Source organism: Agrobacterium vacciniicorymbosi, assembly GCF_040427045.1.
Classification (GTDB): Bacteria; Pseudomonadota; Alphaproteobacteria; order Rhizobiales; family Rhizobiaceae; genus Agrobacterium.
Map to the genome: position 1 here is coordinate 170,868 of NZ_JBETMF010000005.1, position 22,984 is coordinate 193,851.

Below are 22,984 nucleotides of genomic sequence, written 5' to 3' on the forward strand. Positions count from 1 at the left end.
CATGAAAATCCTGCGGGCCAGTGATTACAAGCGCATGCCGTGGAAAAACGGCAAGGGAGAGACGGTGGAGATCGCCGTCTTTCCTTCGAACGCATCCCTTGATGATTTCGACTGGCGTATCAGCATGGCTGCCGTTGTCGAGGACGGAGCCTTTTCCACCTTCGAAAACGTCGATCGAACTCTGATTGTCTTAGACGGAGAGGGCATTTTGCTTTCCGTCGAAGGATCAGACCCAGTTGAGTTACAGCCAGATTCACCACCGCACAGCTTCGCCGCCGACGCACCCACAACGGCAATGCTGCTGGGTGGGCCCATCACCGATCTCAACATCATGACACGCCGTGGTAAGGCGACATGTTCGGTTACACGTCAGCCATCGGGACCAGTCGAGGCAGTCAATATCGGCGTGACACTCGTGTTCGCCCTCAACGCCTGCAAAAAGGACGGGCTGGAATTTCTGGCTCCCACAGACTGCTTGCTTCTCACGGCAGGAGGCCTGCTGGAACTGGACCGCGATGACAGTGCCTCTACTCTGGTGATTCATCTCTCTTGAGCGTCGGCAACGCCGTCCATAATTTAGTTTTCCTAAACTATGGAAAGGATTCCTGCCGATTGCTGCCCATACGTTCTTTTACCGGCATGGCGATAGTCTCCGCATTCTCATATTCGATTGCTTCACCAAGGTAGTCTGATCTGCGTCTGCGGGTCGAAGAGATTGACGCTTTCAGGATCGACGGTGAAAGAGATTGAGTCCCCTCTTTTTCCGGCAAAACGCGGCTCTATTCGTGCAATCACGGTTTGGCCGCCTATGAGGGTGGTGAGCATGGTGTCTGGACCGGTGGGCTCAACGACATCGATGTGGCCGCGGAAGACTTTGGCCTTGTCGTCGTGGGCGACTTTCAATTCTTCCGGGCGAACACCGAGGATCACGTCTTGTTCTGTCAGTTTCGTATCGCTGCGGCCAAGGTCAAGCAAAACGTCTTCTGCCTTGAATTGCCAACCAGACTCGCTACTCACCAGTCGCCCTTTCAAAAAATTCATCGCAGGTGAACCGATGAAACCGGCGACGAACATGTTGGCCGGGCGTTCATAGATCGTGCGCGGATCGGCCAGTTGCTGAATGTGTCCGCCTTTCATGACGGCCACTTTGGTCGCGAGTGTCATTGCCTCTATCTGGTCATGGGTGACGTAGACGATGCTCGTGCCCAATCGTTCATGCAGGCGCTTGATCTCGGTCCGCATCTCCACCCTGAGCTTGGCATCCAGATTTGAAAGAGGTTCATCGAACAGAAACAAATCCGGGTCGCGGACGATTGCACGACCCATCGCAACACGCTGGCGCTGGCCACCGGAGAGGTTTGCCGGTTTGCGATCCAGCAGATGCGTGACCTGCAGCATATCCGCCGCACGCGTAACGGCCTCGCGCCGTTGTGCAGCGTCGATGCCGCGCATTTCCAGGCCAAAGCCAATATTTCGCTCCACCGACATCGTCGGGTAAAGCGCGTAGGACTGAAACACCATTGCGATATTGCGATCCTTCGGCGGCAAATTAGAAACCGAGCGCCCGCCTATGGCGATGTCACCACTCGAGGTTTCATCAAGACCGGCGATGATATTGAGAAGCGTGGACTTGCCGCAGCCGGAAGGCCCCAGCAGCACAAGAAAACCGCCGTCTTCAAGCTCGATGTCGATGCCATGCAGCACTTCGAGTGCACCATAAGACTTGCGAACGTTGTTGAGTGAAAGCGTTGCCATTTATGTTGTTCCTTTAGCCCTTGATGGCTCCGGCGGTCAGCCCCTGAACCATTGCCCGCTGGACGATCGCAAAGAGAAGCATGACGGGAAGAATGCTGAGGATGCCGCCTGCGGCCAGAACGCCCCATGGAAGTTGGAACTCTCCCACCATCAACTGAAGCCCGACGGGCCATGTGCGAGAGCCTTGGCCTGTTGTTAGCATGAGAGCGAAGATGAACTCGTTCCACGCGGCAATGGCGATGAAGACGGAGCTTGCCACGAGCCCGTTTCTGGCCAAAGGCAGGACGATGCGCACCATGGCGCCGAGACGCGTCGATCCATCGATGCGCGCTGCACTCTCAAGCTCCTTGGGTGCGGCATCGAAAAAGCCCTTCAGCATCCACACGAAAAGCGGCAACAGGAAGCTGGTATAGGCGAGAGCCAGGCCAAACCGGCTATCCACCAACCCAACCGTTCGCATCATGACATAAAGCGGGATGATCATCATTACCGCGGGGAACATGCGAATGAGCAAATATCCCAGCATGATGTTATTCCGGCCACGAAACACCAGACGCGAAAAGGCGTAAGCGGCGAGCGTGCCGGTGACGACGCAGATGGCAACGGTAACAGTGGTGACGATAAGGCTGTTGGTAATCAGCACCGGAAAGTTCGATTGGGTCCAGATCGCCACATAGTTTTCGAACGTGATGTGCTGTGGAATATATTGCATCTGGGAGGTGACGATATCGGCCTCTGTCTTCAAAGACGTCAGAAACATCCAGACCATGGGGCCGAGGCAGAAGGCCGCCAGAGTGAACAGAACGACATAGGTCAGAATGTCGGCGGCCATTCGCCTGCTGCGATTGCTTTTAAACATGGCTCATTCTTTCGTTATGCGCGACAGGCGGATGTAAATCGTTGCGAAGACCATCAGGATGAAGAACATCACAACGGAAAGCGCGCCTGCGTAACCGAAATTGAAGTCGCGATAAGCCGTCTGAAACGCATAAAGCGACAGGACCTGCGTGGCATTGCCGGGGCCACCGCCTGTCAGCACCAGCAAGAGATCAGGCGAGTTGACGAGACTGATGACGCGCAGGATGACCGCAGCAGTGATGACCGTTTTCAGCATGGGCACGGTGATCAATCTGAACTTCGTGAAGGCGCCAGCACCATCGACGGCTGCGGCCTTGTATAGATCCTCCGGTATGCCTTTGAGACCGGCCAGAAACAGAAGTGCAAAGAATGGAAAGCCGTGCCATGCCTCGACAAGAATGGTTGCGGCGAGAGCGGTGTTGGGATCGGCAAACCAGGCCTTGTAAGCACTCAGGAACCCAAGCCGAACGAGAATGTCGTTGATGACACCAAGCCGTGGGTCGAGAAGAAGCGCCCACATATGCCCCGCCACGACATTCGGCAGGAAATACGGAAGCAGAATGAGCACACCGAAAATCTTCGTTCCCGGCACATTACGGTTCAACGCAACGGCTGCGATGAAGCCGAGTGCCATCTCGATCGTTACAGCTGCGACAACCCAGATCGCGGTGTTCTTCAGCGAAATCCAGAAAACGCGATCCGACATCATCGCGACGTAGTGCTTCATCCCCACCCAACCATTGAGAGCTGGTCGCGTCAGGCGCATTTCGCGCACACTGATGAAAAACCCATAGATCGTCGGGTAAGCCACCACGAGAAACAGAAGCAGAAGGCTTGGCAGAAGAAGAAGATACACCCAGTAACGCGTTTCCGAGATTTCTCCGAGACTGCTAAAAGGATGGCGTCTTGAATGTGAGGTCATTGAAACGCGGCGCTGACGCCGTCCCTGCTTGGCGCGCGCGATACGCTGTGGCGTACCGCGCCTGAACGAGATTAGCGAAGGGCAGCTTCAAGTCCCTCGATCATGCGATCAACGGCTTGTTCTGGCGTCAACTGGCCTGTCAAAACCGACTGGAATGTTGGATTGACGATATTTTCCGACCATCCGGCTGCGCCGACGAAGCTGTTCGGCAAACGCCCGAATTCCAGCGTCTGCGTTGCCGCAGCATAAATCGGATTTCCGGTGATCCGTTCGTCTTTCAATGCGGCAGTTGATGCGGGGAAGTAACCCGTTGCTTCGAGAAGCGCAATGGCCGCATCGGTCTGCCCCCAGAAGCTGATCCACTTCCATGCCGCCTCGACATTATCTTCCTTGAAGATACCGTTGCCAGCATAAGCAACACGCGCAATATGCGCCTTGGGACCGGCCGGCATAGGTGCGGTGGCAAATTGTACGTTGGGTTTGAGCGCGGTCGAAATTTCGATCAGCGAACCGGTATGGTGCCAGATCATCGCCGTCTGTCCGGTTCTGAAGCCTTCCATGATCTGGCGATAGCTATCGTTTGGCGCGCTCGGTGGAACAACCTTTTCTTTGCGGAACAAGTCGGCATAGAAGGTAATCGCTTCGACTGCCGCCGGCTTGTCGATAGCGGCCTGCCCATCCTTGACGAGCGGCGAGCCGAAGGCCTCCATCACGTCGATAACGTATTTGAAAGCGCCCGCGCCACCGCGCATGCCAAATGCATAGCGGTTCTTGGCGGGATCAGTCAGCTTGCGGCAGACCGTCAGAAACTCGTCAAAGGTTTTGGGCGGGGCCGAGATGCCTGCTTCTTCAAAATAATCTTTCCGATAATACATCCAGTCAACGAAGGCATAGGCGGGCACGGCGTAGATAGCGCCATCATGCGACATCCCGGCCCAGCGGTTGTCCGGCAGGTTGGCCTTGCCTTCCCACTTGTTAACCCGCTCGCTGATGTCGACAAGCGCGCCCATTGCCGTCAGATCGGCAAAACGTTCGGCGACAACCATCCCGGTGTCAGGACGACCACCCGCCACCACCGCAGACGATACTTTCGCCATATATTCCGAATTCGGTATGCTTTCCTGCGTTACGGAGATATCTGGATTTGCAGCTGCAAAGAGCTGAATGATTTTGGTCAACCCTGCCATTTCCGACTGGCTGGCGAAATGATGCCAATAATTGATTGCTGTCGCTGCGTTGGCGCTGCGCAGGCTCGCGGCAAAAGCCAGCACTGCACTTGCTGCCATAAATTCACGTTTGCTCAGATGCATCGAAACCTCCCAAGATATCAGACTCCCAATCTGATCGATCAGTAAACGCTAACACCAATTCTCAGGCTCTGCAACAACGCACATCCACGCTTCTGAATTTAATGATTGCTAATTCATACAAGACCGAGGTTACGCTGCATCGCAGCTTGAAAATGCGCCTGCAAGGCTTTCTCTGCCGCATCTGCATTTCTTGTGCCGCAGGCCTCCAGAATATCGAGATGCTCTTTCAGTGTCCGGATCAGAATCGGCGCCGTCACCTTCCGCTCCAACCGTAGCAATCGCAGGTAATTGTGCATTCGTCGGTACGCGCTCTCTATCAGCGGATTGCGCAAAGCATGGATGATTTCACCGTGTAAATCCAGCTCAAGCGCATCCATTTCAAGAAGCTGCTCAGGGCCGATACCATCCCGCTCGACGCGCCGCAAAAGGCGTGAATGCCGCACTTCCAGGGCATTCGTAATGTTCTCGTCGGCCTCTTCGGCAAAGACACGCACGGCTGCGCGCTCAACAATGGAGCGAAACTGATAGGTCGAGCGAGTGAGTTCGAGACCCGGACGAATGAACTGAATTCCTGAGCGTGGATGGATGGTCAGAATGCCCTCCGCCTCCAGCACCCGCAACGCATCGCGCAACGGCGCGACCGGCACATCGACGATGACCGAAAGTTCGTTTTGAGAAATGAAGGCGCCAACGGGCACCTTGCGCTCGAAAAGACTTTCCAGAATTCTCTCGTAGGCGACATCGCTGAGACGTTGCGCACTCGCTTCACTGGCACCTGATTTCGCACTTTGCCGCTCGAACGATTTTTTCATGATGACAGAAAAATTCCTTTCTGATAGATCAGTGTAAGTTTTTAAGCGATCAGAGAGCTCGTCATGACCATTACTCAATTCCGTATAACGCGATTTCAGTTTGCTCGCGACCGTGTAATTGGAGACAGCCAGGTTCGTGCTGACGACACCAATGTCGCCGCACTGGAATTGATCTCCGAAACTGGCGAAGTTGGGCTCGGATTCATCCAGACACTTTTCCATCCACTGCCCGATCAGGCAGAGATAGAGGCCGTTTTTGAGAACGAGGCTTGGCCAACGCTCAAGGGCCAGAAAGCTATAGGCCTCGTGCATCGTGTCAATCGACCGCGTGGCGGAAACCAGCGCGCATTTTCGCTGCCGTTCCACGAAGCACTGCAAGTTGCGCTGTGGGATCTCGCCGCCAAACAGGCCGGCATGCCGCTGCACCAGTTACTGGGAAGCAAACGTGATCGCGTCCGTGCCTATGCCAGCGGCCTTGATTTTCACCTGAGCGATGAGGCATTCTGTGCGCTCTTCTCTCATGCTGCCAGCATTGGATATACGGCGTTCAAGATCAAAGTCGGCCATCCCGATTTCAGTCGTGATCTGAAGCGGCTCGATCTGCTCCAGCAATCAGTACCGAAAGGTTCGCTGATCATGATCGATCCCAACGAGGCCTGGAACTCGAAAGAGGCGCTGGTCAAGCTGACCGCCATTCGCGACGCCGGGCACGACCTGCTCTGGGTCGAAGACCCTATTCTGCGCCATGATTTCGAAGGCCTGCGCACTCTGCGTCATGCGGTCAACTGGACCCAGATCAACAGCGGCGAATATCTCGACATGCCAGGAAAGCGCATCCTTCTCGAAAACCATGGTACGGACCTCCTCAATGTGCACGGGCAGGTGACGGATGTCATGCGCATCGGCTGGCTTGCCGCAGAAATGGGCATACCGATCAGCCTCGGCAACACCTTCCTCGAAGTTGGCGTCCATATGGCCACAGCGCTTCCAGAGGTCGAATGGCTGGAATATTCCTTCCAGAATTTCGATCATCTGGTGGAAACACCCATCGAAATTCGCGACGGCTATGCCTACGCGCCCGACAGACCCGGACATGGACTCGTACTTTCTGAAGAAGCCAGACAAGAATGGGCAAGACCCAAGCGCCTAAACAGATCACAACTTGGTGCTGCGCCAAAAAATAGTCGACTTCCGATTGATCCAAGGTTGCTTTGAAAAGCCAACCCAACGGGCACAATCATTAGCTGAACAGGCGCGCTTCACAGAGCCTTCGCCTTGATGGTTTGCGCTCTGGGCCGCCTGCCCCAACGATACATTTTTCTCGGACATCGATGTCGGATTCGCGCGTGAATTCCATCGTCAGCACACGAACTACGGCATATTGAGCCAGTGGCGCCGCAGGATTGCGGCGCCACTTTTTGCGGTTTGAAAATTACATAGGTGGCACTACCCCATTGGTGCCGACGACGACACGACCGCTCGACATGGAGCCATCGGCTGCCTTCTCAGATGGCACGAACACGGTGGCACCTGCCTTGAGATCGGCTTCGGTAGCAGGCGCGAATGTAACAACCGGCGTACCGTCAGGGATCGAAATCTTCTTTTCCTTGCCCTTATAGGTGACTGTCACGGTGCGGCCATCGACCGATTTAACCGCATCGGCGACGGTGGCATTGGTCATGGAGCTGTTGGGCTTCAAATCCCAGGCGTAGCTGCCTTCGCCGGTGCCCTTCATGGCGGCAGGGAAAATCAGCACTTCGAGCGCGCCGTCACCACCGCTTGCCGTTGGCATCGAAGCAATACCGACAAAATCGCCCGGCTTGATGTCATCGACCGAGGCCTTGGCAACGCTTGAAACTTTCCAGTCATCCTTGAGCATGATCTTGGCGTCCGTGCCTTCGCGCGTCTTGACCGACAGGGTCTTGCCCTCGAAGCTTTCGACGGTACCGCGAACCCGCACCTGATCGGCGGCCTGCGCGGCGAAGCCCGCAGACATGGCCAACAGCGTGCCTGCGATGACCGATGTGCCGGTTCTCGAAACAATCTTGGAAATGGATAGCATATCTTCTTCCTTTCAGAGCCCTATCGTTTCAAACTACCGGCAGATGCGGGTTGGAAATCCACCGGTTTTTCACAAGGGACGGCAAATACTGCCGGCCTGTTGAACATCAGATGCCGGCGTACCACTCGTAGCCGCGGTCTTCCCAGAAGCCGCCATTCCCGCCATAGATGCCCGAGAGATCGGCGACGGCTTCCATGCGCATGAGGTATTTCGCCTGCTTGTAACCGAGCTGCCGTTCGACCCGCAGCCTGAGCGGCGCGCCATGCGGTACTTCCAGATCGTGACCGTTCATGGAATGGGCGAGGATGGTCTGAGGATGAAAAGCGTCAACAAGGTCGATGCTTTCATAATACCAGCCACTGCCATCAAGGGATTTTTCGTATTCGTCCGCGCAGTGGAAAACGATGTAGCGGGCTTCCGGTTTCAACCCCACCTTGTCCAGCAGTGCGCCAAGCGGCACGCCAGTCCACTGACCGATGGCACTCCAGCCTTCGACGCAGTCGTGGCGGGTGATCTGCGTACGCGATGGCATCGCCTTCAGCGCCGCGAGCGACAATTTGGCTGGCCGTTCGACGAGACCGCCGATGTCCAGCTGCCATTGCGAGAATTTCTGGGAGAGCAGGTCCTGATATTGCGGGCTATCGGGCATACTGGTGCCGTTGGCGCGAAAAGTCGGAGAGATGTCCGCCACGGTGAATTCGCGGGCCAGCGTATTATCCCCCAGCAACAGGCGCTGTGTGCGCATCGTCAGCCCCTCGGCCATGCGTAAAGCCTGTTGCACACTGGGATTTTCGACAAGCGCATCGCAACCGCTGAGGCCGAGCGCCGAGGCTGTCAATGTCGAGCCAATCAGAAACCGGCGGCGAGTAATGAGGCGGCTCATGGCTTCGGCTCCACTTGAATGGCGTAACGGCCCGTGATCATCGAACGCATGTTGTTGAAGACACCGGAAACCAGCACCATGACGACATGCACCACAACGAAGGCGACAAGTGCGTTAGCGGTAATGAAATGCAGCGTGCGTGCCGATTGCCGCCCACCGAACAGATCGAGCAGCCATGGCGCGAAAGCATCGAACCCCGGAGACATGGTAAGGCCTGTGCCGATCATCATCGGCAGCAGCAAAAAGATCACCAGCAGATAGGTGAGCTTTTGAAGCGCATTATAATGGCGAGCCTGCTCACCTTTAGGGAAGCGCAGCCGCGCGTGATCGGCAATCTCATGTCCGAGATGGCCGGGTGTCAGCTCGTCCCGACGCGGCAGCAGGTCACGGCGGAAATGCCGGGCGATGAAGCCGTAGGCCATATAGATCAGCCCGTTGATAACGAACAGCCATGCAAAGAAGAAGTGCCAACGGCGGCCAGTGGCAAGGTCCTGATAACTCGGCAGCGTTGCCCAGGCGGGAAAACCGCGGGCGGTCGGCTCACCATCGACATTGGAAACACCAAGCACACCGGTCGTATTGAAGGAGAGGCCGCCGATGTGAGTCATGCCCTTGACGGCATCACCATCCTGGACCGCCTCCATGGAGATGAAGGAAGGATCATTATCGGCACCGTACTGGCCCCAATAAAGGCTCGGATGGGCGTTGAATATTTGCAGGCCGCTGAAGAGGAGCACCGTCATGCACAGCACGTTGAGCCAGTGTGACAAGCGCACGGTCAGGCTATGGCGACGGATGAGCATGCGTGTTGTCGGAGCGGGCTTGGCGGAGGCGTCCATGGCTATTCCTCATGACGACGGGGTCGGTCTTGACGCGGCGCCCTCGCAAACATGCGAGGGCGCCGAGAGGTTATTTCATCGCCTCGCAGGACTTCATCATGTTGGATTTTTTCATGCTGTTCTTTTCCATGCCCGCTTTGTGCATGCAGTTAGCCTTGCGACTGCTCATCTTCATGCCGTCGTTCTTCATGCTATTTTTGCTCATCGTGTCGGTTTTCATGGCATCGGGCTTCTTCATCGAGTCCATGCTGGTCTGTGCCTGAGCCGCGCCGGTCGCAAGCGAGAGGCCAAGAAGGGCTGCAAAGGCAGCAGTGCTGAAAAGACGAATGGTCATTGTGTTTCTCCCAGTTGATGTGCCCGCCGCACTCCACGGCTGTGGTTCACAGGAGATCATTCGGAATTCAGCAAAAGCGGTTACAGTCATCACGGCGATGTGATCGTGTTTTCTTGTCCCGGGTCTTCCTCGCTTTTATTTCGGCAGGCGTGTAACTGTTTTTATGCAGGCCCGTATGAGACGGAAACGACATGAAGCAGCTGACCGAGTCCGAACTGAAAGCGCTGATGCTCTTGTCTCTCGACGGAGACGAGGCGGCATATCGCTGTCTGCTCGATATGCTGCGGCATCTGCTGAGCAATTATTATGCCCGGCGGATTGGCCGTTCCGCTTCTGCCGATGTTGATGATCTGGTGCAGGATGCACTGCTTTCGCTGCACCAGCGACGCATAACATATGACCGAGACCGGCCGTTCACGGCATGGTTCTTCACCATCGCCCGCCACAAGCTGGTGGATCATCTTCGACGAAGCGGACGCCGTTCGCACATTGGGTTGGAGGCAGTGGAGGAGATTGAGGACGGCTATAGCGAGGACGCGGTATCGGCCACCATGGATGTGAACCGGCTTCTGGCCAGTCTCCCGGCATGGCAAGGTACGATGATCAGGCAGGTGCGACTGGAAGGCCTTTCGGTCGCAGAAACGGCCGCCAGCGGTGGCAAGACAGAAGCGATGGTGAAGATCGGTGTCCACCGAGGTATCAAGGCACTGGCTGCGAGATTGAGAGGCGAACGTGGCTAAGATGGATGATTTCATGGATGGCTTGGCGAGAGACCTGCGGCCCGTGCGCAAGGGCGCATTGGGCAGGTTGCTGGCGCTTGCTCTCCTGCCGGGCCTGGCACTATCAGCAGCATTCATCCTGCTCGGCCACGGTTTTAGGCCCGACATTTCCACCGCTATTTCGCTGCCCGTTTTTTGGGTGAAATCCGCGTATCCGCTGTTTCTGTCGATTGTTGGCGTCATTGCGTTGATGAAAGTGGCGCGGCCCGGTGGAAGACCAGTGGGTGCAGCATTCCCGGCGCTGATCATCTATGGGCTTGTCTTCGCAATCGGCATTATCCAGCTCAACGCGGCGTCCTCGCCTGAGGAGCATCGCAGGCTCATTATGGGAATTTCCTATTGGATTTGCCCGCTGATCATCCTGACGACCGGTGCACCGCTGATAGCAGCGACCTTCTGGTTCCTGCGGCGCGGCGCCCCCACCCACCCGCGTCTCGCCGGTCTCATTGCCGGCATGACGGGAGGTTCAATCGGTGCCTGGGTCTACAGCTGGGGCTGCATTGAAAACGGCCTGACCTTCGTCTCCCTATGGTACACACTCGGTATTTTGCTCTGCGGACTTGTGGGCGGCCTTCTTGGACGATACCTGTTGCGGTGGTGACGGGGACCGCCAAGACACATAACGCTATTTCTACGAGCTACGCGTGAGCAGCGGAACTATCAGCAAATCCGGCGGTTAGGTTTGACACTTCACCCGAACCTCCGGAGCAATGATGTCAGAACTCACCCTACATGACCTGTCGAAAAAGATGGCGAAGCTTGATTTCGCGATGCTGACGACGTCTTCCCACGCTGGAAGTCTTACATCTCGCCCCATGAGCAACAATGGCGACGTGGAGTATGATGGAGACAGCTATTTCTTCGCTTACAAGCAGTCGCGCAAAATTGCTGAAATCAACGAAAACAGCGATGTCAGCCTGACCTATACAGGCGCGGTCGGCATGCTGGGCGGTTCGCCGCTGTTCCTCACTGTCGAGGGATCAGCAACGCTCATCGATGACAAATCCACATTTGCGGACCATTGGACAAAAGACCTGGACCGGTATTTCCCTGATGGAATCGAAACACCGGGCGTTGTTATGATCCACGTCAAAGCCAAGAATATTCGATATTGGGACGGCGAGGATGAAGGGCAAATCTCTTTGTGAGATCGCTTGACCGTTTGAAACAGGCGACGACGTCTGTGTAAATTTGCCTCTAAAAAAGGGAATTTTTATCAAGAGTGCGCGGACTAAAAGATTGCTCATATAGTGAGCCATCATATGGCTTCCGCCTACTCCACGTTATGGTTACATCATTGGGGTGCTCCCTTTTTCTGTAAGACGAAGACGCACCCCATAGTCTGCGTGAACTCGCTGCGCACGTCGCGGCGCGGGATAAAGACCGTCCTTTATTCTACCTTCTCCCACGAAGACCAATCACTCCACTCTATTCTTCGAACGGTCGCCCTCATACGATCAGTGTGAAATGTGCTTGAACATAGGGTCATTTCGTTTGACCTGACAAGACGGAACGAACTTTCCAAAAGCGCCTTCTAAAACAAAAAATTGATCTAAAAAGCCCAATTATTGAGCAAAAATAATCATTGCATATTTTTCAGATCATGCAATATTTGAATTGATTGAAGCCAATGCTGCAAAATATGCATTATAGGTCGATGATGGAAATCAAACAGCTTGAAGTGTTTCTGGCAGTTATGTCGGCAGGCAGCATTACAGCAGCTGGACGATTGCTCGACCGTTCTCAGTCTCAAGTCACGCGACTAATACAGGAGCTGGAAGCTTCAATTGGCTTCTCACTTTTCGAGCGTAACGGACCTAGAATTACGCCAACACCCAAAGCGATTTCCTTTCATTCTGAGGCCGAGCGTTTTCTGAGTGGAATGGGCCAGTTGCAGGAGCGGGCCAAGACAATTCTCTCCGAAGAACTGTCGCCAATCGAGATCGCTGCAATTCCGGCCTTTGCAAGTGGCCTCGTGCCGTTGGCACTCGCAGAGCTGTCGCAGAACATCACCCCGCGCAACGTGCATTTGCGCAGTGTTTCCGCAGAGGCTGCGGTGCAATCGGTTCTTGGTCGTACCGCAGATTTTTGCGTCGCATCGCTTCCCGTCGAGCATCCCGGTCTGGAAGTTCATGGGCTTTTTCAGTCGCCTTGCGTTGCGGCTGTATCGAGCAGTGATCCGCTGGCCCAAAAGCAGACGATTTCCATCAGCGATCTGGCAGAGCGCTGCGTCATTACCATGGCAAATCCTTTCCGGCTGCGGCGTCGCGTCAATCAGGCCTTGGCAGCCGCAAATGTCCGGCCGGCTCGACTGGTCGACACGAACGCAGCGATCAACGCGCTGCAATTGGCCTCGACCGGTTTTGGCGTCGCGATCGTAGAGCCCGCGACGGCATATGGCGTGCAGTTGAAAAACATCGAGATCAAGCCTCTCGATGTCGACATTCCATTCCTCTGGGGCATTTTTTCTGCGGCATCGAAGCCACTGCCTGAAAGCGCTCGCGAGTTGATCCAACTGATTATCCGCATTTCATCCGCCCGCATGCCCGGTTTTGTTGCGCATGATCCAGCGCATCTCGAACGTGTTGCCGATGCCACTTTTGGTGTCGATCCTCATGAACAGGAGTTTTGACGTGAACGCGCAGCCCCGTCCGTCCGTCACTGGTCTTACCAATCTCGAACAGAGACTTGCCGAGGACTTGTCCTTGCTCGAACTGCCGCCCAAGGAATGGGTGCCGGTGACGACACATGACGGTCAGCGTGTTTACGATACCGTAGTGATCGGCGCGGGCATGTGCGGACTGGTCGCTACGGCCTCGCTGAAAATGCTGGGCATTCGAAACGTGATTTGTCTGGACCGCTCACCAGAAGGGTTTGAAGGTCCATGGATTACCTATGCACGCATGGAGACACTGCGCTCTCCAAAGCAACTGACCGGCCCTGCCATTGGCCTGCCGTCGCTGACCTTTCGTGCCTGGTATGTTGCACAGTTTGGCGCTGATGCCTGGGATGTGCTCGGCAAAATCCCCAAGGGCCAATGGATGGATTATCTGGTTTGGTATCGCAAGGTGCTCGGCCTTCCTGTCCGCAACCGCATTTCCGTGAGCGACCTCGAACCTATCGGCGACGCCCTGATCGCAGTGACCGCGAATGATATGGACAGCAGCTCGACAGAACGTCTGTACGCACGGCATGTTGTGCTGGCGACCGGCCGTGACGGTCTAGGCAGCGGTTACGTACCGCCCTTCGTAGAAAAGCTTGACCATCGCTTCTGGGCGCATTCGGCAGATGATATCGATTTTGCCGCGCTGAAGGGCAAGCGCATCGCTGTCGTTGGCGCAGGAGCCTCGGCGATGGACAACGCTGCGACCGCGCTTGAGGCGGGTGCAGCAGGCGTGGACATGATCATCCGCCGTAAGGATCTTCCGCGCATCAACAAGTTCACGGGAATTTCCAGCCAGGGTGTCGTGCACGGCTTTGCTGGCTTGAGCGATGACTGGAAGTGGAAGTTTCTGCAACACACACTCGGCGCCCAGACGCCACCGCCACGCGACTCCACGCTGCGCGTGTCGCGTCACCCAAACGGCCGCTTCTTTCTCGGTACAGGCGTGAATGGTGCACGCGAAGACGGCGACCTCGTGGTTCTGGAAACCGCTCGCGGCGACATGCGCTATGATTTTCTGATTTTCGCAACTGGCTTCAATGTCGATCTTGCCGAGCGACCTGAACTGAAGAATTTCGCTTCGCAGATACGCTTCTGGAGCGATGTGTTTGAGCCTGAAACCGGCATGGAAAATGGCGAACTGGCAACCTCGCCATATCTCGGTCCAGATTTTGAGTTCACCGAAAAAGTACCGGGAAGCAGCCCGGCTCTGCGCCTGCTTCATTGCTTCAATTACCCGGCTTCGCTTAGCCATGGCAAGCTGTCGGGCGATATTCCGGCGGTTAGCGATGGCGGACGCCGACTGGCGCGCGGTATTGCCCGCAGCCTCTTCGTTGCCGATCGTCAGACCCATTTTGATAATCTGGTCGCCTATCAGACACCGGAGTTGCAGGGTGACGAATGGACAGATTCCTCCGAACTGATCCCGACCTTGACGAAAGGTGCAGCGGAATGAGGTTAGCCAGAACCGCATCAGTGGGAGGGACGCCGTGAGCCGTTACCTTCTCGTCAAGCTGGCTGAAGCAACCCTTGCCATCTGGGGTGTGGTGACGATCGTGTTTTTCGTCAGTCGCGTTCTGGGTGATCCCGCAGTGTTGCTGGTGCCGGTCGGTGCAAGCCAGCAGGATATCGATACGATCCGCGCTTCGCTCGGCCTGGATCGACCGATCATCGAACAGTATTTCGTCTCGCTTCTGTCAATGCTGCGCGGTGATTTTGGCATGTCTTTTCAGCAGGGACGGCCAGCGCTGGAGATCGTGCTGGAACGTATGCCTGATACGGCGCTTTTGGCCAGTACCGCTTTGGTGTTCGGCTCGATTATCGGTGCGGTTTGCGGTGCAATCGCGGCGCTCAAGCGAGGAACGCTTTCGGAATTCATCGTCATGGTGGCTGCTTTGCTGGGTCAGGCGACGCCCGTCTTTTGGCTCGGTATCATGTTGATCTTGATCTTTGCAGTCGATCTTGGCTGGCTGCCGACCGGTGGTGCCGGAACATGGGCTCATCTGGTTCTCCCCGGGGTGACGCTTTCCGTTTTCGTTTCCGCTTCTATCGCGCGTTTGCTGCGCTCCTCCCTGCTCGACATCATGCGGGAGGACTACGTCCGAACGGCAAGGGCGAAGGGCCTCCTGCCAAGGACCGTGTTCTTCTGGCATATCGCCCGTAACGCGCTGATCCCGGTCGTCACGATGATCGGCATCATTGCCGGCGAGTTGCTCGGCGGCTCGGTTGTCATCGAAACTGTGTTCGCTTGGCCAGGTGTTGGCCGCGTCATTATGCAGGCCATCCAGTCTCAGGACTTTCCGGTCATCCAGGCCGGTGTCGCGCTGATCGCCGCAATCTTCATCATCGTCAACCTGCTGGTCGATCTCCTTTACGGTGTTCTCGATCCGCGTATTCGTCGGCGATAGGGAGCGATGCCATGAAATCCTTTTTCTTCGCTCTCCTCAAAAGCCGCGCCGGTCTGTTCGGTTTCATACTGGTGGTCGTGTTCGTACTGGCAGCGGTGTTTGCGCCTTATCTTGGCCTGCCGTCGCCGACGCGGTCAAATCTGGTCGCCCGCATGGCTGAACCCACATGGACGGGCATTTTCTCACCCGGTGCCCACCCGCTCGGCACCGACGAGCTCGGTCGCGATGTTCTTTCCCGTATCATTCACGGCAGCCGCATCACGCTGGCGATTGCTGCAGCTTCGGTCGTGCTTGGCGGCATCGTCGGAACGCTGCTCGGCATCGTTGCCGGTTATTATCGTGGCATCGTCGACCGCATTCTGATGCGCGTCGTCGATATTCAGTTGGCTTTGCCGCTGATGCTGCTTGCGCTGCTGGTCGTGGCCGCACTCGGGCCATCGACACGGAACCTGATCATCGTTCTTGCGCTGACAAGTTGGCTCCGTTACGCCCGCATCATCCGCGGTCAGGTTCTGGCCCTGCGCGAGCGCGAATTCATTCTATCCGCCCACGCGATCGGCGCTGGCACCTGGCGCATCATGATCAAGCATCTTCTGCCCAATGTCATGACGCCGGTACTGGTGATCGCAACTCTGGAACTGGCCCGTATCATCATCATGGACGCGGCGCTTTCTTTCCTCGGTCTCGGCATACAACCGCCCAACCCAAGCTGGGGCCGAATGCTTGCCGATGGCAGAGTCTATATCTCGACCGCCTGGTGGATCGTCACCTTCCCCGGTGTTGCCATCGTGCTGACCGTGCTCAGCATCAACCTTTTGGGTGACTGGCTGCGCGACTATTTTGATCCGAAATTGAGGACTATGCGATGATCCAAACTTCCGCCCTGCCACCGCGCGTCGGTCGTCTGAAAGCTGAGATGGCGAAACACGACATCGACGTGATCGTGTCCTTCAAGCCGGAAAACAGCTTTTATTTCACAGGCTTCAACCCGATCATTTATTCACATCCGGTTATCGCCATCCTGACGCGCGATCATGATCCGATCATGCTCGTCCATGCACTTCGCGACGACCATGGCCGCGCCAGCGCCTGGGTTCCAGATATTCGTCTTTATGGATCCTGGTCCACCAAGGTGACGATGGGCCCGAACTGGCAGGACGCGCTGGCCTCCATTCTCAGTGACCTCGGGCTTGCCGGAAAAACTGTTGGCATTGAAGAAGAATTCATCTCGATCCAGCGCATGAAGCAACTGCGGGCGGCGCTGCCAGATTCGAATTTCGCCGATGCCAGCCACCTGATCGACCATTGCCGCCTGATAAAGGACCCGGACGAGATTGCGCATGCCCGCATTGCCGCGCGTGTCGCTGACCACGGCATGGATACGGCTGTGTCCGTTCTGGCCGCAGGTGGAAACGAGCGCGAAGTCGCCATCGCCTCCATGCACGAGATGAACAAACTCTGGGCTTCGGAATATCCGGATGTCGAGGTTGCCGATTTTGGTTCACTGGAAGGCGGCGTCCAGAACGGCATGGCCACCTGGGTTCTGTCTGGCCCTCGCATGTTCTTTAACTGTGATAATCCCACTCAACGCAAGCCACAGCGCGGTGAAGCAGTCTCCGTTCTGATCTGGACGATTGCCAATGGCATTCACGCGGAGAATGAGCGGACCATCGCCATGGGTTCATTGCCAGATGCCAACCGTCGTGCGCTCGACGCCATTCTGGAAATTCGCGATGAGGTCGATCGGCTGATCAGACCCGGCACCCCTTACAAGGAATTGTTTGAAAAGACCCGCGAAGGTCTAAAGGCGCGGGGCTATGGTGCCAATATTCCGGGCCGCATCGGTCACGGAATAGGTCTTGGCGCGCATGAGCATTCCTCGCTCGATGCCGCTTCGACGCTGGTGCTTGAGCCCGGCATGCTTTTCACATTCGAGCCGAATATCCGCGTTCCCGGCGTTTGCGCCACGCAGATTTCCGACACCGTTCTCATCACCGACGACGGACGCGAATATCTGACGCGCTCCGCTGGCGGTTATCTGGAGGTCTGAGGGGCACACATGGCGCCATTGCTCGAAGTCCGCAATCTGACTGTCGCATTCGACACACCATCAGGCACGGTGCATGCCGTCAATGACGTCTCCTATACGCTGGAAGAAGGCGAGACGCTGGGCATTGTCGGCGAGTCCGGTTCGGGCAAAAGCGTGCATGCGCTATCCATGGTCGGGCTGATCGCCTCGCCACCCGGTCGTATCGTTGACGGAGAGGTTCTGTTTAAAGGCCGCAACCTGCTGACGCTGTCGAAACGCGAACTGTTCGAAGTGCGCGGGCGAGAGATCGGCTTTGTTTTTCAGGACCCGATGACGTCGCTCAACCCGGTGCTGACCATCGAGCGCCAGATCGCCGAACCGCTGCGCAGGCATTTTGGAATGTCGGCAAGGACCGCACGCGACCGCGTTGTCGAACTGCTCGAACTGGTCGGCATTCCCGATGCCGCGCGCCGGGCGAAACAGTACCCGCACGAGTTTTCAGGCGGTATGCGGCAGCGGGTGATGATTGCTATCGGCATATCCTGCAATCCAAAACTGCTGATCGCCGACGAGGCAACGACCGCTCTGGATGTCACCGTACAGGCACAAATCCTCGATCTGGTGCGGGATCTGAAGCGCCGCATCGGTACGACCGTTATCTGGATCACGCATGATATGGGCGTTGTTGCCGGCCTCGCCGATACGGTTCAGGTCATGTATGGAGGCCGCATCATGGAACGCGGCCCGGTTCGTCCTGTCTTCCACGATCCGCGTAGCGCCTATACCTGGGGCCTTCTGAGATCACTGCCGCATGGCGGTAAGCGCGGCGTCAACAGGCTCTATCAAATCCCTGGCAATCCGCCCGACATGAGCAAGCCGCCAGTCGGCGATCCTTTTGCACCGCGCAATCCCTTCTCCACGCCGCGCTGCTTCGAACAGGTGCCACCGTTGGTCGATGTTGTCGGCAGTGTGCCCGGCCACAAGGTCGCAGCCTGGTACGATCTGAGAGCTGAGCTAGCTAAGCAGGAGGCCCAGCCATGACTGACATGCAGGTTTTTTCGCCCGCCGCGCAGCCGCTCGTCTCCGTTCATCATCTGAGCAAGATCTATGGCGGCGAAAAACGTTTTCTGGGTGGTAATGCGCCGTTATTGAAGGCGGTGAACAATGTCAGCTTCGACATTGCTCCGGGCGAAACGCTTGGTCTCGTCGGCGAATCCGGCTCCGGTAAAAGCACGACCGGCCGCGTTCTCCTCCAACTGGAAGCGCCAAGCGGCGGTGACATTCTTTTCAAAGGCCAGAACATTACAGGCCTTTCCAAGTCGATGCTGAAGCCTTACCGGCGTGACATGCAGATCATCTTTCAGGATCCGTATGCCTCGCTCAATCCGCGCATGACGGTCGGCGAGTTCGTGGCCGAACCTCTCGACGTGCACGGTCTGAGCGGTAATCGTAGCGAAAGACAGGATCGAGTTGCAAATCTCTTCAGGAAAGTCGGTCTTGATCCGTCTTTCATGAAACGATACCCGCACGAATTTTCCGGCGGGCAGCGCCAGCGCGTGAACATCGCTCGCGCAATCGCGCTAGACCCAGCTTTCATCGTTGCCGATGAGCCGATTACGGCACTCGATGTGTCGATCCAGGCGCAGATCGTCAATCTGTTTCAGGATTTGCAGGATGAGTTGGGGCTGACGTATCTGTTCATCGCCCATGATCTATCGATGATCCGTTATCTTTGCCACCGCGTCGCCGTCATGTTGCGTGGCCGTATTGTCGAGATCGGGCCGTGTGAAGCGATCTTCGAAAACCCGCAACATCCTTACACGCAGGCGCTGCTGTCAGCTATTCCGGTGCCTGATCCCGATATCGAGCGCGGTCGCAAGCCGTTGGTTTTCGACGTCAGCACACACTTACCCTCCGAAACCGCAGAACTACAGCCACTCGGCGGCGGTCACTTCGTGTTGCGGGGCTAAGCGATGCACCTGTTCGCCACGCATTTCGGTACTTATGAAGTCGGCCCGGATGCGCTTGGCAAACTCTGCCTCCTCCCATTCCGACATGATCCCGACCCGTCGGAAATGGGGTTCGGCTATCTGGCGCTGGCTGATCATCCGCAGCGGGTTCGCACACCAATGGTACGCAAGTCATGGCTGGAACGCGGCCCGCTGGCTGGCACTGGGCAACTGCGCGGCGATGATGAATTCGTAGAGGTTGGCTGGGATCAGGCGGCGTCTCTGGTCGCCAACGAGGTCCGACGCGTATCATCCACTCATGGTAATCAGGCGATCTTTGGTGGCTCCTATGGCTGGGCAAGTGCTGGCCGTTTCCACCATGCACAAAGCCAGCTCAAGCGCCTGCTCAATCTTGCTGGTGGCTTCACCTCCTCGGTCAATACCTATTCCTATGGAGCAGCCGGGGTGCTGCTGCCACATGTGCTCGGCGCCGATTACAAGGATGCCTGCGATACGTCGCCGTCTTGGAACGACATTGCCGATCATTGCGACCTGCTGGTCGCGTTCGGCGGCTTCCGCCTGACCAATGCACAGGTGGAAGCGGGCGGGACCGGCAGCCACCGCGCCACGGAATGGCTGAAGCGCTGCCAGGAAAAGGGCGTCGAGTTCGTCATCTTCAGCCCCGTAGCAAACGATGCACCGGCCGGGGTAAACGTCCGGCATATCCCGCTTCGCCCCAATACCGATGCGGCGGTCATGCTCGGCATGTGCCATACCCTCCTCACGCAAGGCCTTCTGGACCGCAATTTCCTGATACGCTGCACAGTCGGATTTTCGGAACTTGAAACATATCTGACCGGCGAAATCGATGGCGTGGTCAAGGATGCCGCATGGGCCTCGTCAATTTCGGGCGTGCCCACTGACACGATTGTGGCAATCGCCCAAAGCCTGCATGCTCGACCGAGCCTCATCAATGTCGCGTGGTCGCTGCAGCGGTCGCAGTCCGGCGAGCAACCGTTCTGGTCGGCAATTGCACTTGCATGCATGGCGGGCCATGTCGGTAAGGCAGGCTGCGGCTTTGCCTTTGGCTTAACGGCCGTAAACTCCGTCGGCCAGCCTGTCCGGCGTCTGAAAGGTCCGGCTTTCGATCAGGGCCGTAATCCGGTTGATCACTATATTCCCGTCGCGCGGATTACCGAGCTTCTCGAAAATCCCGGCGGAACAATGGATTATGACGGGCAGGTTCTCTCTCTGCCGGATATCAGGTTGGTCTGGTGGGCAGGGGGCAATCCCTTCCATCATCATCAGGACCTCAACCGGCTGAGAAGGGCGTTTCACAAGCCCGAAACCATCATCGTTTCCGAACCGATGTGGACAGCGACAGCGAAGATGGCCGATATCGTATTGCCATCCGCCCTTCCGTTCGAACGCGACGACATCGCCGCATCCTCGCGCGATAATTGGCTGATCTACAGTCGCCGGGTGATGGACCCACCCGCCGACGTTCTGAGCGATCATGAATTCTACTGCCTCGTTGCCGACCATTTGGGCTTTCGCCAGCAGTTCGATTGCGGACTGACCATCGAGGAGTGGCTGGCAAAAATCTACGAAGGGTATCGGGATCGTTATCCGGAACTCCCTGATTTCCCAAGCTTCCGTATGCGTGGCTTTGCCGCTCTCGACGAGGGGGAGGATGCACCGGCTCCAGCAAATCATTTCCGTCGGTTCACCCGTGATCCCGGCTCGGCACCGCTGAAGACGCCGAGTGGTCGTATCGAGATTGGCTCGAAAACGATTGCGGCATTCGGATATGACGACATGCCGGGCCATCCGGCGTGGATTCCGCCTGCGGAATGGCTTGGTGCACCACTTGCCACAAAGCACGGATTGCATCTGCTGTCCCCTCAACCGGCGCACCGGCTTCACAGCCAGCTGGAATATGGATCAGTCAGTCAGAACGCAAAACGTCATGGTTTTGAACGGTTTTCGCTGAGCGCTGCCGATGCCGCCAGCCTGAGCTTGTGTGATGGCGACCTTTGCGAGCTTTATAATGACCGCGGTCGGGTGATCGCTGCGCTGGTCGTGGATGCCGGGTTGATGCAAGGCGTGGCCGTACTAGCGACTGGCAGTTGGTATTCCCCCGGTGCCGATGGCATCGACCAGGGTGGAAATCCGAATGCGCTCACCGACATCGCGCCTGCCTCTACTTTGTCGCAGGCTACCGCGCCCAATTCCTGTCTAATCTCGGTTCGTCTGTGGAGACGGATCGGACAGGTGACAACATGAGGACTGAGAACATGGATCAGATCGATCGTTTATCCGGTATCACGCCGGACTCGGAACTGTATCAAATTCGCCGGGAACGGTCGGATTTCGTTGATGGCACCGAGCTTTGCCGTCAAACGGTTTTAACACCGGTACACGGTTTCGATCTCGGCCACGCGCTGCGCGCAGCACTTGCTGCCCGAATGGCTCGTTTCCTGGGGCACAACGATCTGGGAAAAGCCTATGATGAAATGTTGATTCAGACTGGTGCCACGCCACTTCTGTCTGGCATCGCCGGTGGCGCAGACCTCCCGGTCGATGCTGATGGTTTTCTGCGGGCTGTTCTACGTCACGTCGATCTCGTCACCAAGACACCGCGCGAAAACACCAGAGCAGATATCGAAGCGCTGAAAGCGGCAGGCATGAGCAATCCGCAGATCATCGCGCTTTCCGAGTTGATTGCCTTCGTCAATTTTGAAGCCCGCGTCATTGTGGGTCTCGAAGCCTTGGGAGAGGTTGCATGAGCGGCGCGCGTTTCAAGGTCAAAGCACTATCGTGGTCGCCTTATATCGAGCCGGTCGATGTCGCGACGGCAACGGAAGAACAGCTGGCTGCCATGCAGGTGACGCCATCCAACACCAAGGTATCGCCTTATGTCCGTACCTTGGCACATGATCCGGAATCCTACGTTGCACGGACAAAATTATTCAATGCCATTATGTACGCCAAGGGCGGTCTGGACCGCGCGGAACGGGAATTGGGAGCGCTGGTAGCCTCAGCCGTCAACCGTTGCGTCTATTGCGCTTCGGTCCATGCGCGGCGTTACGTCGAACTTTCGGATCGCAACGAAGTGGTCGAGGAAATCTATGTCCGGGGTCTTGATGGGTCGTTTGACGAGAAGACAAAAGCCATCGTCGATTTCTGCAAAACGCTGTCGCAAACGCCGTCGCAGGTGACGAAGGAACAGATCCAGAAACTGCGCGAACACGGCATGTCGAAATCCGAGATTGTCGATCTTATTCACTCGGCTGCGATTTTTGGCTGGGCCAACAGGTTGATGCATACGCTCGGTCACTCGGTGCCGGTGGACACCAAGTGATCTGAAAGATGTGGCTGT

The 22,984-nt window shown here is 56.6% G+C and carries 24 protein-coding genes; 15 read left to right on the forward strand and 9 right to left on the reverse strand.

Translation table 11 applies throughout. The annotated features are described in order from the left end of the window. Position 1: 1 nt before the first annotated feature. Positions 2–553: a HutD/Ves family protein gene (locus ABUK73_RS10040; RefSeq protein WP_353577153.1), complete on the forward strand. Its 552-nt coding sequence runs from the start codon at positions 2–4 to the stop codon at positions 551–553. 122 nt (positions 554–675) lie between these two features. Here ABUK73_RS10040 and ABUK73_RS10045 read toward each other — a convergent pair whose 3' ends face one another. From ABUK73_RS10045 to ABUK73_RS10065, 5 genes are all read right to left on the reverse strand, one after another. Next, positions 676–1,755: an ABC transporter ATP-binding protein gene (locus ABUK73_RS10045; RefSeq protein WP_353577154.1), complete on the reverse strand. Its 1,080-nt coding sequence runs from the start codon at positions 1,753–1,755 to the stop codon at positions 676–678. Positions 1,756–1,768: 13 nt separating this feature from the next. Next, entirely contained in the window at positions 1,769–2,614 is an 846-nt protein-coding gene (locus ABUK73_RS10050; protein ID WP_353577155.1) for a carbohydrate ABC transporter permease, read from the reverse strand. Between the two features lie 3 nt (positions 2,615–2,617). Then, positions 2,618–3,535 carry a carbohydrate ABC transporter permease gene (locus ABUK73_RS10055; protein WP_353577156.1) on the reverse strand — a complete coding sequence of 306 codons (918 nt, stop codon included), beginning with the start codon at positions 3,533–3,535 and terminating at the stop codon, positions 2,618–2,620. Positions 3,536–3,606: 71 nt separating this feature from the next. After that, a complete protein-coding gene (locus ABUK73_RS10060; RefSeq protein ID WP_353577157.1) occupies positions 3,607–4,845 on the reverse strand; it encodes an ABC transporter substrate-binding protein in 1,239 nt (412 codons plus the stop codon). 113 nt (positions 4,846–4,958) lie between these two features. Continuing rightward, a complete protein-coding gene (locus tag ABUK73_RS10065; protein ID WP_353577158.1) occupies positions 4,959–5,969 on the reverse strand; it encodes a GntR family transcriptional regulator in 1,011 nt (336 codons plus the stop codon). On the opposite strand from ABUK73_RS10065, the gene ABUK73_RS10070 reads away from it, so the two are divergent. After that, a complete protein-coding gene (locus ABUK73_RS10070; RefSeq protein ID WP_353577159.1) occupies positions 5,964–6,872 on the forward strand; it encodes a mandelate racemase/muconate lactonizing enzyme family protein in 909 nt (302 codons plus the stop codon). The two genes, ABUK73_RS10065 and ABUK73_RS10070, sit on opposite strands and share 6 nt — an antisense overlap. 217 nt (positions 6,873–7,089) lie before the next feature. On the opposite strand, the gene ABUK73_RS10075 is transcribed toward ABUK73_RS10070, so the two are convergent. The 4 genes from ABUK73_RS10075 to ABUK73_RS10090 form a co-directional block, all read right to left on the reverse strand. Further along, positions 7,090–7,719: a hypothetical protein gene (locus ABUK73_RS10075; RefSeq protein ID WP_454892354.1), complete on the reverse strand. Its 630-nt coding sequence runs from the start codon at positions 7,717–7,719 to the stop codon at positions 7,090–7,092. 106 nt (positions 7,720–7,825) lie between these two features. Continuing rightward, positions 7,826–8,602 (reverse strand): molybdopterin-binding protein, encoded by a 777-nt coding sequence (locus ABUK73_RS10080; protein ID WP_353577160.1) that lies wholly within the window; start codon positions 8,600–8,602, stop codon positions 7,826–7,828. Next, positions 8,599–9,441, reverse strand: coding sequence for a cytochrome b/b6 domain-containing protein (locus ABUK73_RS10085; protein WP_353577161.1), 843 nt, complete (start codon positions 9,439–9,441; stop codon positions 8,599–8,601). The genes ABUK73_RS10080 and ABUK73_RS10085 overlap by 4 nt, the downstream gene beginning before the upstream one ends. A 70-nt stretch (positions 9,442–9,511) precedes the next feature. Beyond that, positions 9,512–9,775, reverse strand: a complete 264-nt coding sequence (locus tag ABUK73_RS10090) for a pentapeptide MXKDX repeat protein (protein ID WP_353577162.1) — start codon at positions 9,773–9,775, stop codon at positions 9,512–9,514. Between the two features lie 191 nt (positions 9,776–9,966). Between ABUK73_RS10090 and ABUK73_RS10095 the strand changes: the two genes are divergently transcribed. From ABUK73_RS10095 to ABUK73_RS10155, 13 genes are all read left to right on the forward strand, one after another. Further along, on the forward strand, positions 9,967–10,515 hold the full coding sequence (locus ABUK73_RS10095) for a sigma-70 family RNA polymerase sigma factor (RefSeq protein ID WP_353577163.1): 549 nt from the start codon (positions 9,967–9,969) through the stop codon (positions 10,513–10,515). Position 10,516: 1 nt separating this feature from the next. Then, the gene (locus tag ABUK73_RS10100; protein ID WP_353577282.1) at positions 10,517–11,155 is read left to right on the forward strand and encodes a DUF1109 domain-containing protein; all 639 of its coding nucleotides are present in this window, start codon (positions 10,517–10,519) and stop codon (positions 11,153–11,155) included. A 112-nt stretch (positions 11,156–11,267) separates the two neighbouring features. Continuing rightward, a complete protein-coding gene (locus ABUK73_RS10105) occupies positions 11,268–11,702 on the forward strand; it encodes a pyridoxamine 5'-phosphate oxidase family protein (protein WP_353577164.1) in 435 nt (144 codons plus the stop codon). A 512-nt stretch (positions 11,703–12,214) separates the two neighbouring features. After that, on the forward strand, positions 12,215–13,186 hold the full coding sequence (locus ABUK73_RS10110; RefSeq protein ID WP_353577283.1) for a LysR family transcriptional regulator: 972 nt from the start codon (positions 12,215–12,217) through the stop codon (positions 13,184–13,186). Continuing rightward, positions 13,170–14,672: an NAD(P)/FAD-dependent oxidoreductase gene (locus ABUK73_RS10115; RefSeq protein ID WP_353577165.1), complete on the forward strand. Its 1,503-nt coding sequence runs from the start codon at positions 13,170–13,172 to the stop codon at positions 14,670–14,672. Before ABUK73_RS10110 ends, ABUK73_RS10115 begins: the two co-directional genes overlap by 17 nt. Before the next feature lie 34 nt (positions 14,673–14,706). Further along, on the forward strand, positions 14,707–15,624 hold the full coding sequence (locus tag ABUK73_RS10120; RefSeq protein ID WP_353577166.1) for an ABC transporter permease: 918 nt from the start codon (positions 14,707–14,709) through the stop codon (positions 15,622–15,624). A gap of 11 nt (positions 15,625–15,635) precedes the next feature. Continuing rightward, positions 15,636–16,493: an ABC transporter permease gene (locus ABUK73_RS10125; RefSeq protein ID WP_113086685.1), complete on the forward strand. Its 858-nt coding sequence runs from the start codon at positions 15,636–15,638 to the stop codon at positions 16,491–16,493. Then, positions 16,490–17,674 (forward strand): M24 family metallopeptidase, encoded by a 1,185-nt coding sequence (locus tag ABUK73_RS10130; protein WP_353577167.1) that lies wholly within the window; start codon positions 16,490–16,492, stop codon positions 17,672–17,674. The genes ABUK73_RS10125 and ABUK73_RS10130 overlap by 4 nt, the downstream gene beginning before the upstream one ends. A 9-nt stretch (positions 17,675–17,683) precedes the next feature. Beyond that, positions 17,684–18,694 (forward strand): ABC transporter ATP-binding protein, encoded by a 1,011-nt coding sequence (locus ABUK73_RS10135; RefSeq protein WP_353577168.1) that lies wholly within the window; start codon positions 17,684–17,686, stop codon positions 18,692–18,694. Next, on the forward strand, positions 18,691–19,623 hold the full coding sequence (locus ABUK73_RS10140; protein ID WP_353577169.1) for an ABC transporter ATP-binding protein: 933 nt from the start codon (positions 18,691–18,693) through the stop codon (positions 19,621–19,623). The genes ABUK73_RS10135 and ABUK73_RS10140 overlap by 4 nt, the downstream gene beginning before the upstream one ends. A 3-nt stretch (positions 19,624–19,626) precedes the next feature. Further along, entirely contained in the window at positions 19,627–21,888 is a 2,262-nt protein-coding gene (locus ABUK73_RS10145) for a molybdopterin-dependent oxidoreductase (RefSeq protein WP_353577170.1), read from the forward strand. Positions 21,889–21,899: 11 nt separating this feature from the next. Continuing rightward, positions 21,900–22,391, forward strand: coding sequence for a CMD domain-containing protein (locus ABUK73_RS10150; protein WP_353577171.1), 492 nt, complete (start codon positions 21,900–21,902; stop codon positions 22,389–22,391). Continuing rightward, positions 22,388–22,966, forward strand: a complete 579-nt coding sequence (locus tag ABUK73_RS10155; RefSeq protein WP_353577172.1) for a peroxidase-related enzyme — start codon at positions 22,388–22,390, stop codon at positions 22,964–22,966. Before ABUK73_RS10150 ends, ABUK73_RS10155 begins: the two co-directional genes overlap by 4 nt. The last annotated feature ends 18 nt before the right edge of the window (positions 22,967–22,984 follow it).

Coding starts and splice junctions, on each gene's coding strand:
- ABUK73_RS10155 (WP_353577172.1), top strand. CDS start 22,388: ATGAGCGGCGCGCGTTTCAAGGTCAAAGCACTATCGTGGTCGCCTTAT.
- ABUK73_RS10140 (WP_353577169.1), top strand. CDS start 18,691: ATGACTGACATGCAGGTTTTTTCGCCCGCCGCGCAGCCGCTCGTCTCC.
- ABUK73_RS10055 (WP_353577156.1), bottom strand. CDS start 3,535: ATGACCTCACATTCAAGACGCCATCCTTTTAGCAGTCTCGGAGAAATC.
- ABUK73_RS10075 (WP_454892354.1), bottom strand. CDS start 7,719: ATGCTATCCATTTCCAAGATTGTTTCGAGAACCGGCACATCGGTCATC.
- ABUK73_RS10085 (WP_353577161.1), bottom strand. CDS start 9,441: ATGGACGCCTCCGCCAAGCCCGCTCCGACAACACGCATGCTCATCCGT.
- ABUK73_RS10115 (WP_353577165.1), top strand. CDS start 13,170: ATGAACAGGAGTTTTGACGTGAACGCGCAGCCCCGTCCGTCCGTCACT.
- ABUK73_RS10065 (WP_353577158.1), bottom strand. CDS start 5,969: ATGCACGAGGCCTATAGCTTTCTGGCCCTTGAGCGTTGGCCAAGCCTC.
- ABUK73_RS10125 (WP_113086685.1), top strand. CDS start 15,636: ATGAAATCCTTTTTCTTCGCTCTCCTCAAAAGCCGCGCCGGTCTGTTC.
- ABUK73_RS10040 (WP_353577153.1), top strand. CDS start 2: ATGAAAATCCTGCGGGCCAGTGATTACAAGCGCATGCCGTGGAAAAAC.
- ABUK73_RS10090 (WP_353577162.1), bottom strand. CDS start 9,775: ATGACCATTCGTCTTTTCAGCACTGCTGCCTTTGCAGCCCTTCTTGGC.
- ABUK73_RS10130 (WP_353577167.1), top strand. CDS start 16,490: ATGATCCAAACTTCCGCCCTGCCACCGCGCGTCGGTCGTCTGAAAGCT.
- ABUK73_RS10095 (WP_353577163.1), top strand. CDS start 9,967: ATGAAGCAGCTGACCGAGTCCGAACTGAAAGCGCTGATGCTCTTGTCT.
- ABUK73_RS10135 (WP_353577168.1), top strand. CDS start 17,684: ATGGCGCCATTGCTCGAAGTCCGCAATCTGACTGTCGCATTCGACACA.
- ABUK73_RS10080 (WP_353577160.1), bottom strand. CDS start 8,602: ATGAGCCGCCTCATTACTCGCCGCCGGTTTCTGATTGGCTCGACATTG.
- ABUK73_RS10145 (WP_353577170.1), top strand. CDS start 19,627: ATGCACCTGTTCGCCACGCATTTCGGTACTTATGAAGTCGGCCCGGAT.
- ABUK73_RS10150 (WP_353577171.1), top strand. CDS start 21,900: ATGGATCAGATCGATCGTTTATCCGGTATCACGCCGGACTCGGAACTG.
- ABUK73_RS10105 (WP_353577164.1), top strand. CDS start 11,268: ATGTCAGAACTCACCCTACATGACCTGTCGAAAAAGATGGCGAAGCTT.
- ABUK73_RS10110 (WP_353577283.1), top strand. CDS start 12,215: ATGGAAATCAAACAGCTTGAAGTGTTTCTGGCAGTTATGTCGGCAGGC.
- ABUK73_RS10100 (WP_353577282.1), top strand. CDS start 10,517: ATGGATGATTTCATGGATGGCTTGGCGAGAGACCTGCGGCCCGTGCGC.
- ABUK73_RS10050 (WP_353577155.1), bottom strand. CDS start 2,614: ATGTTTAAAAGCAATCGCAGCAGGCGAATGGCCGCCGACATTCTGACC.
- ABUK73_RS10060 (WP_353577157.1), bottom strand. CDS start 4,845: ATGCATCTGAGCAAACGTGAATTTATGGCAGCAAGTGCAGTGCTGGCT.
- ABUK73_RS10045 (WP_353577154.1), bottom strand. CDS start 1,755: ATGGCAACGCTTTCACTCAACAACGTTCGCAAGTCTTATGGTGCACTC.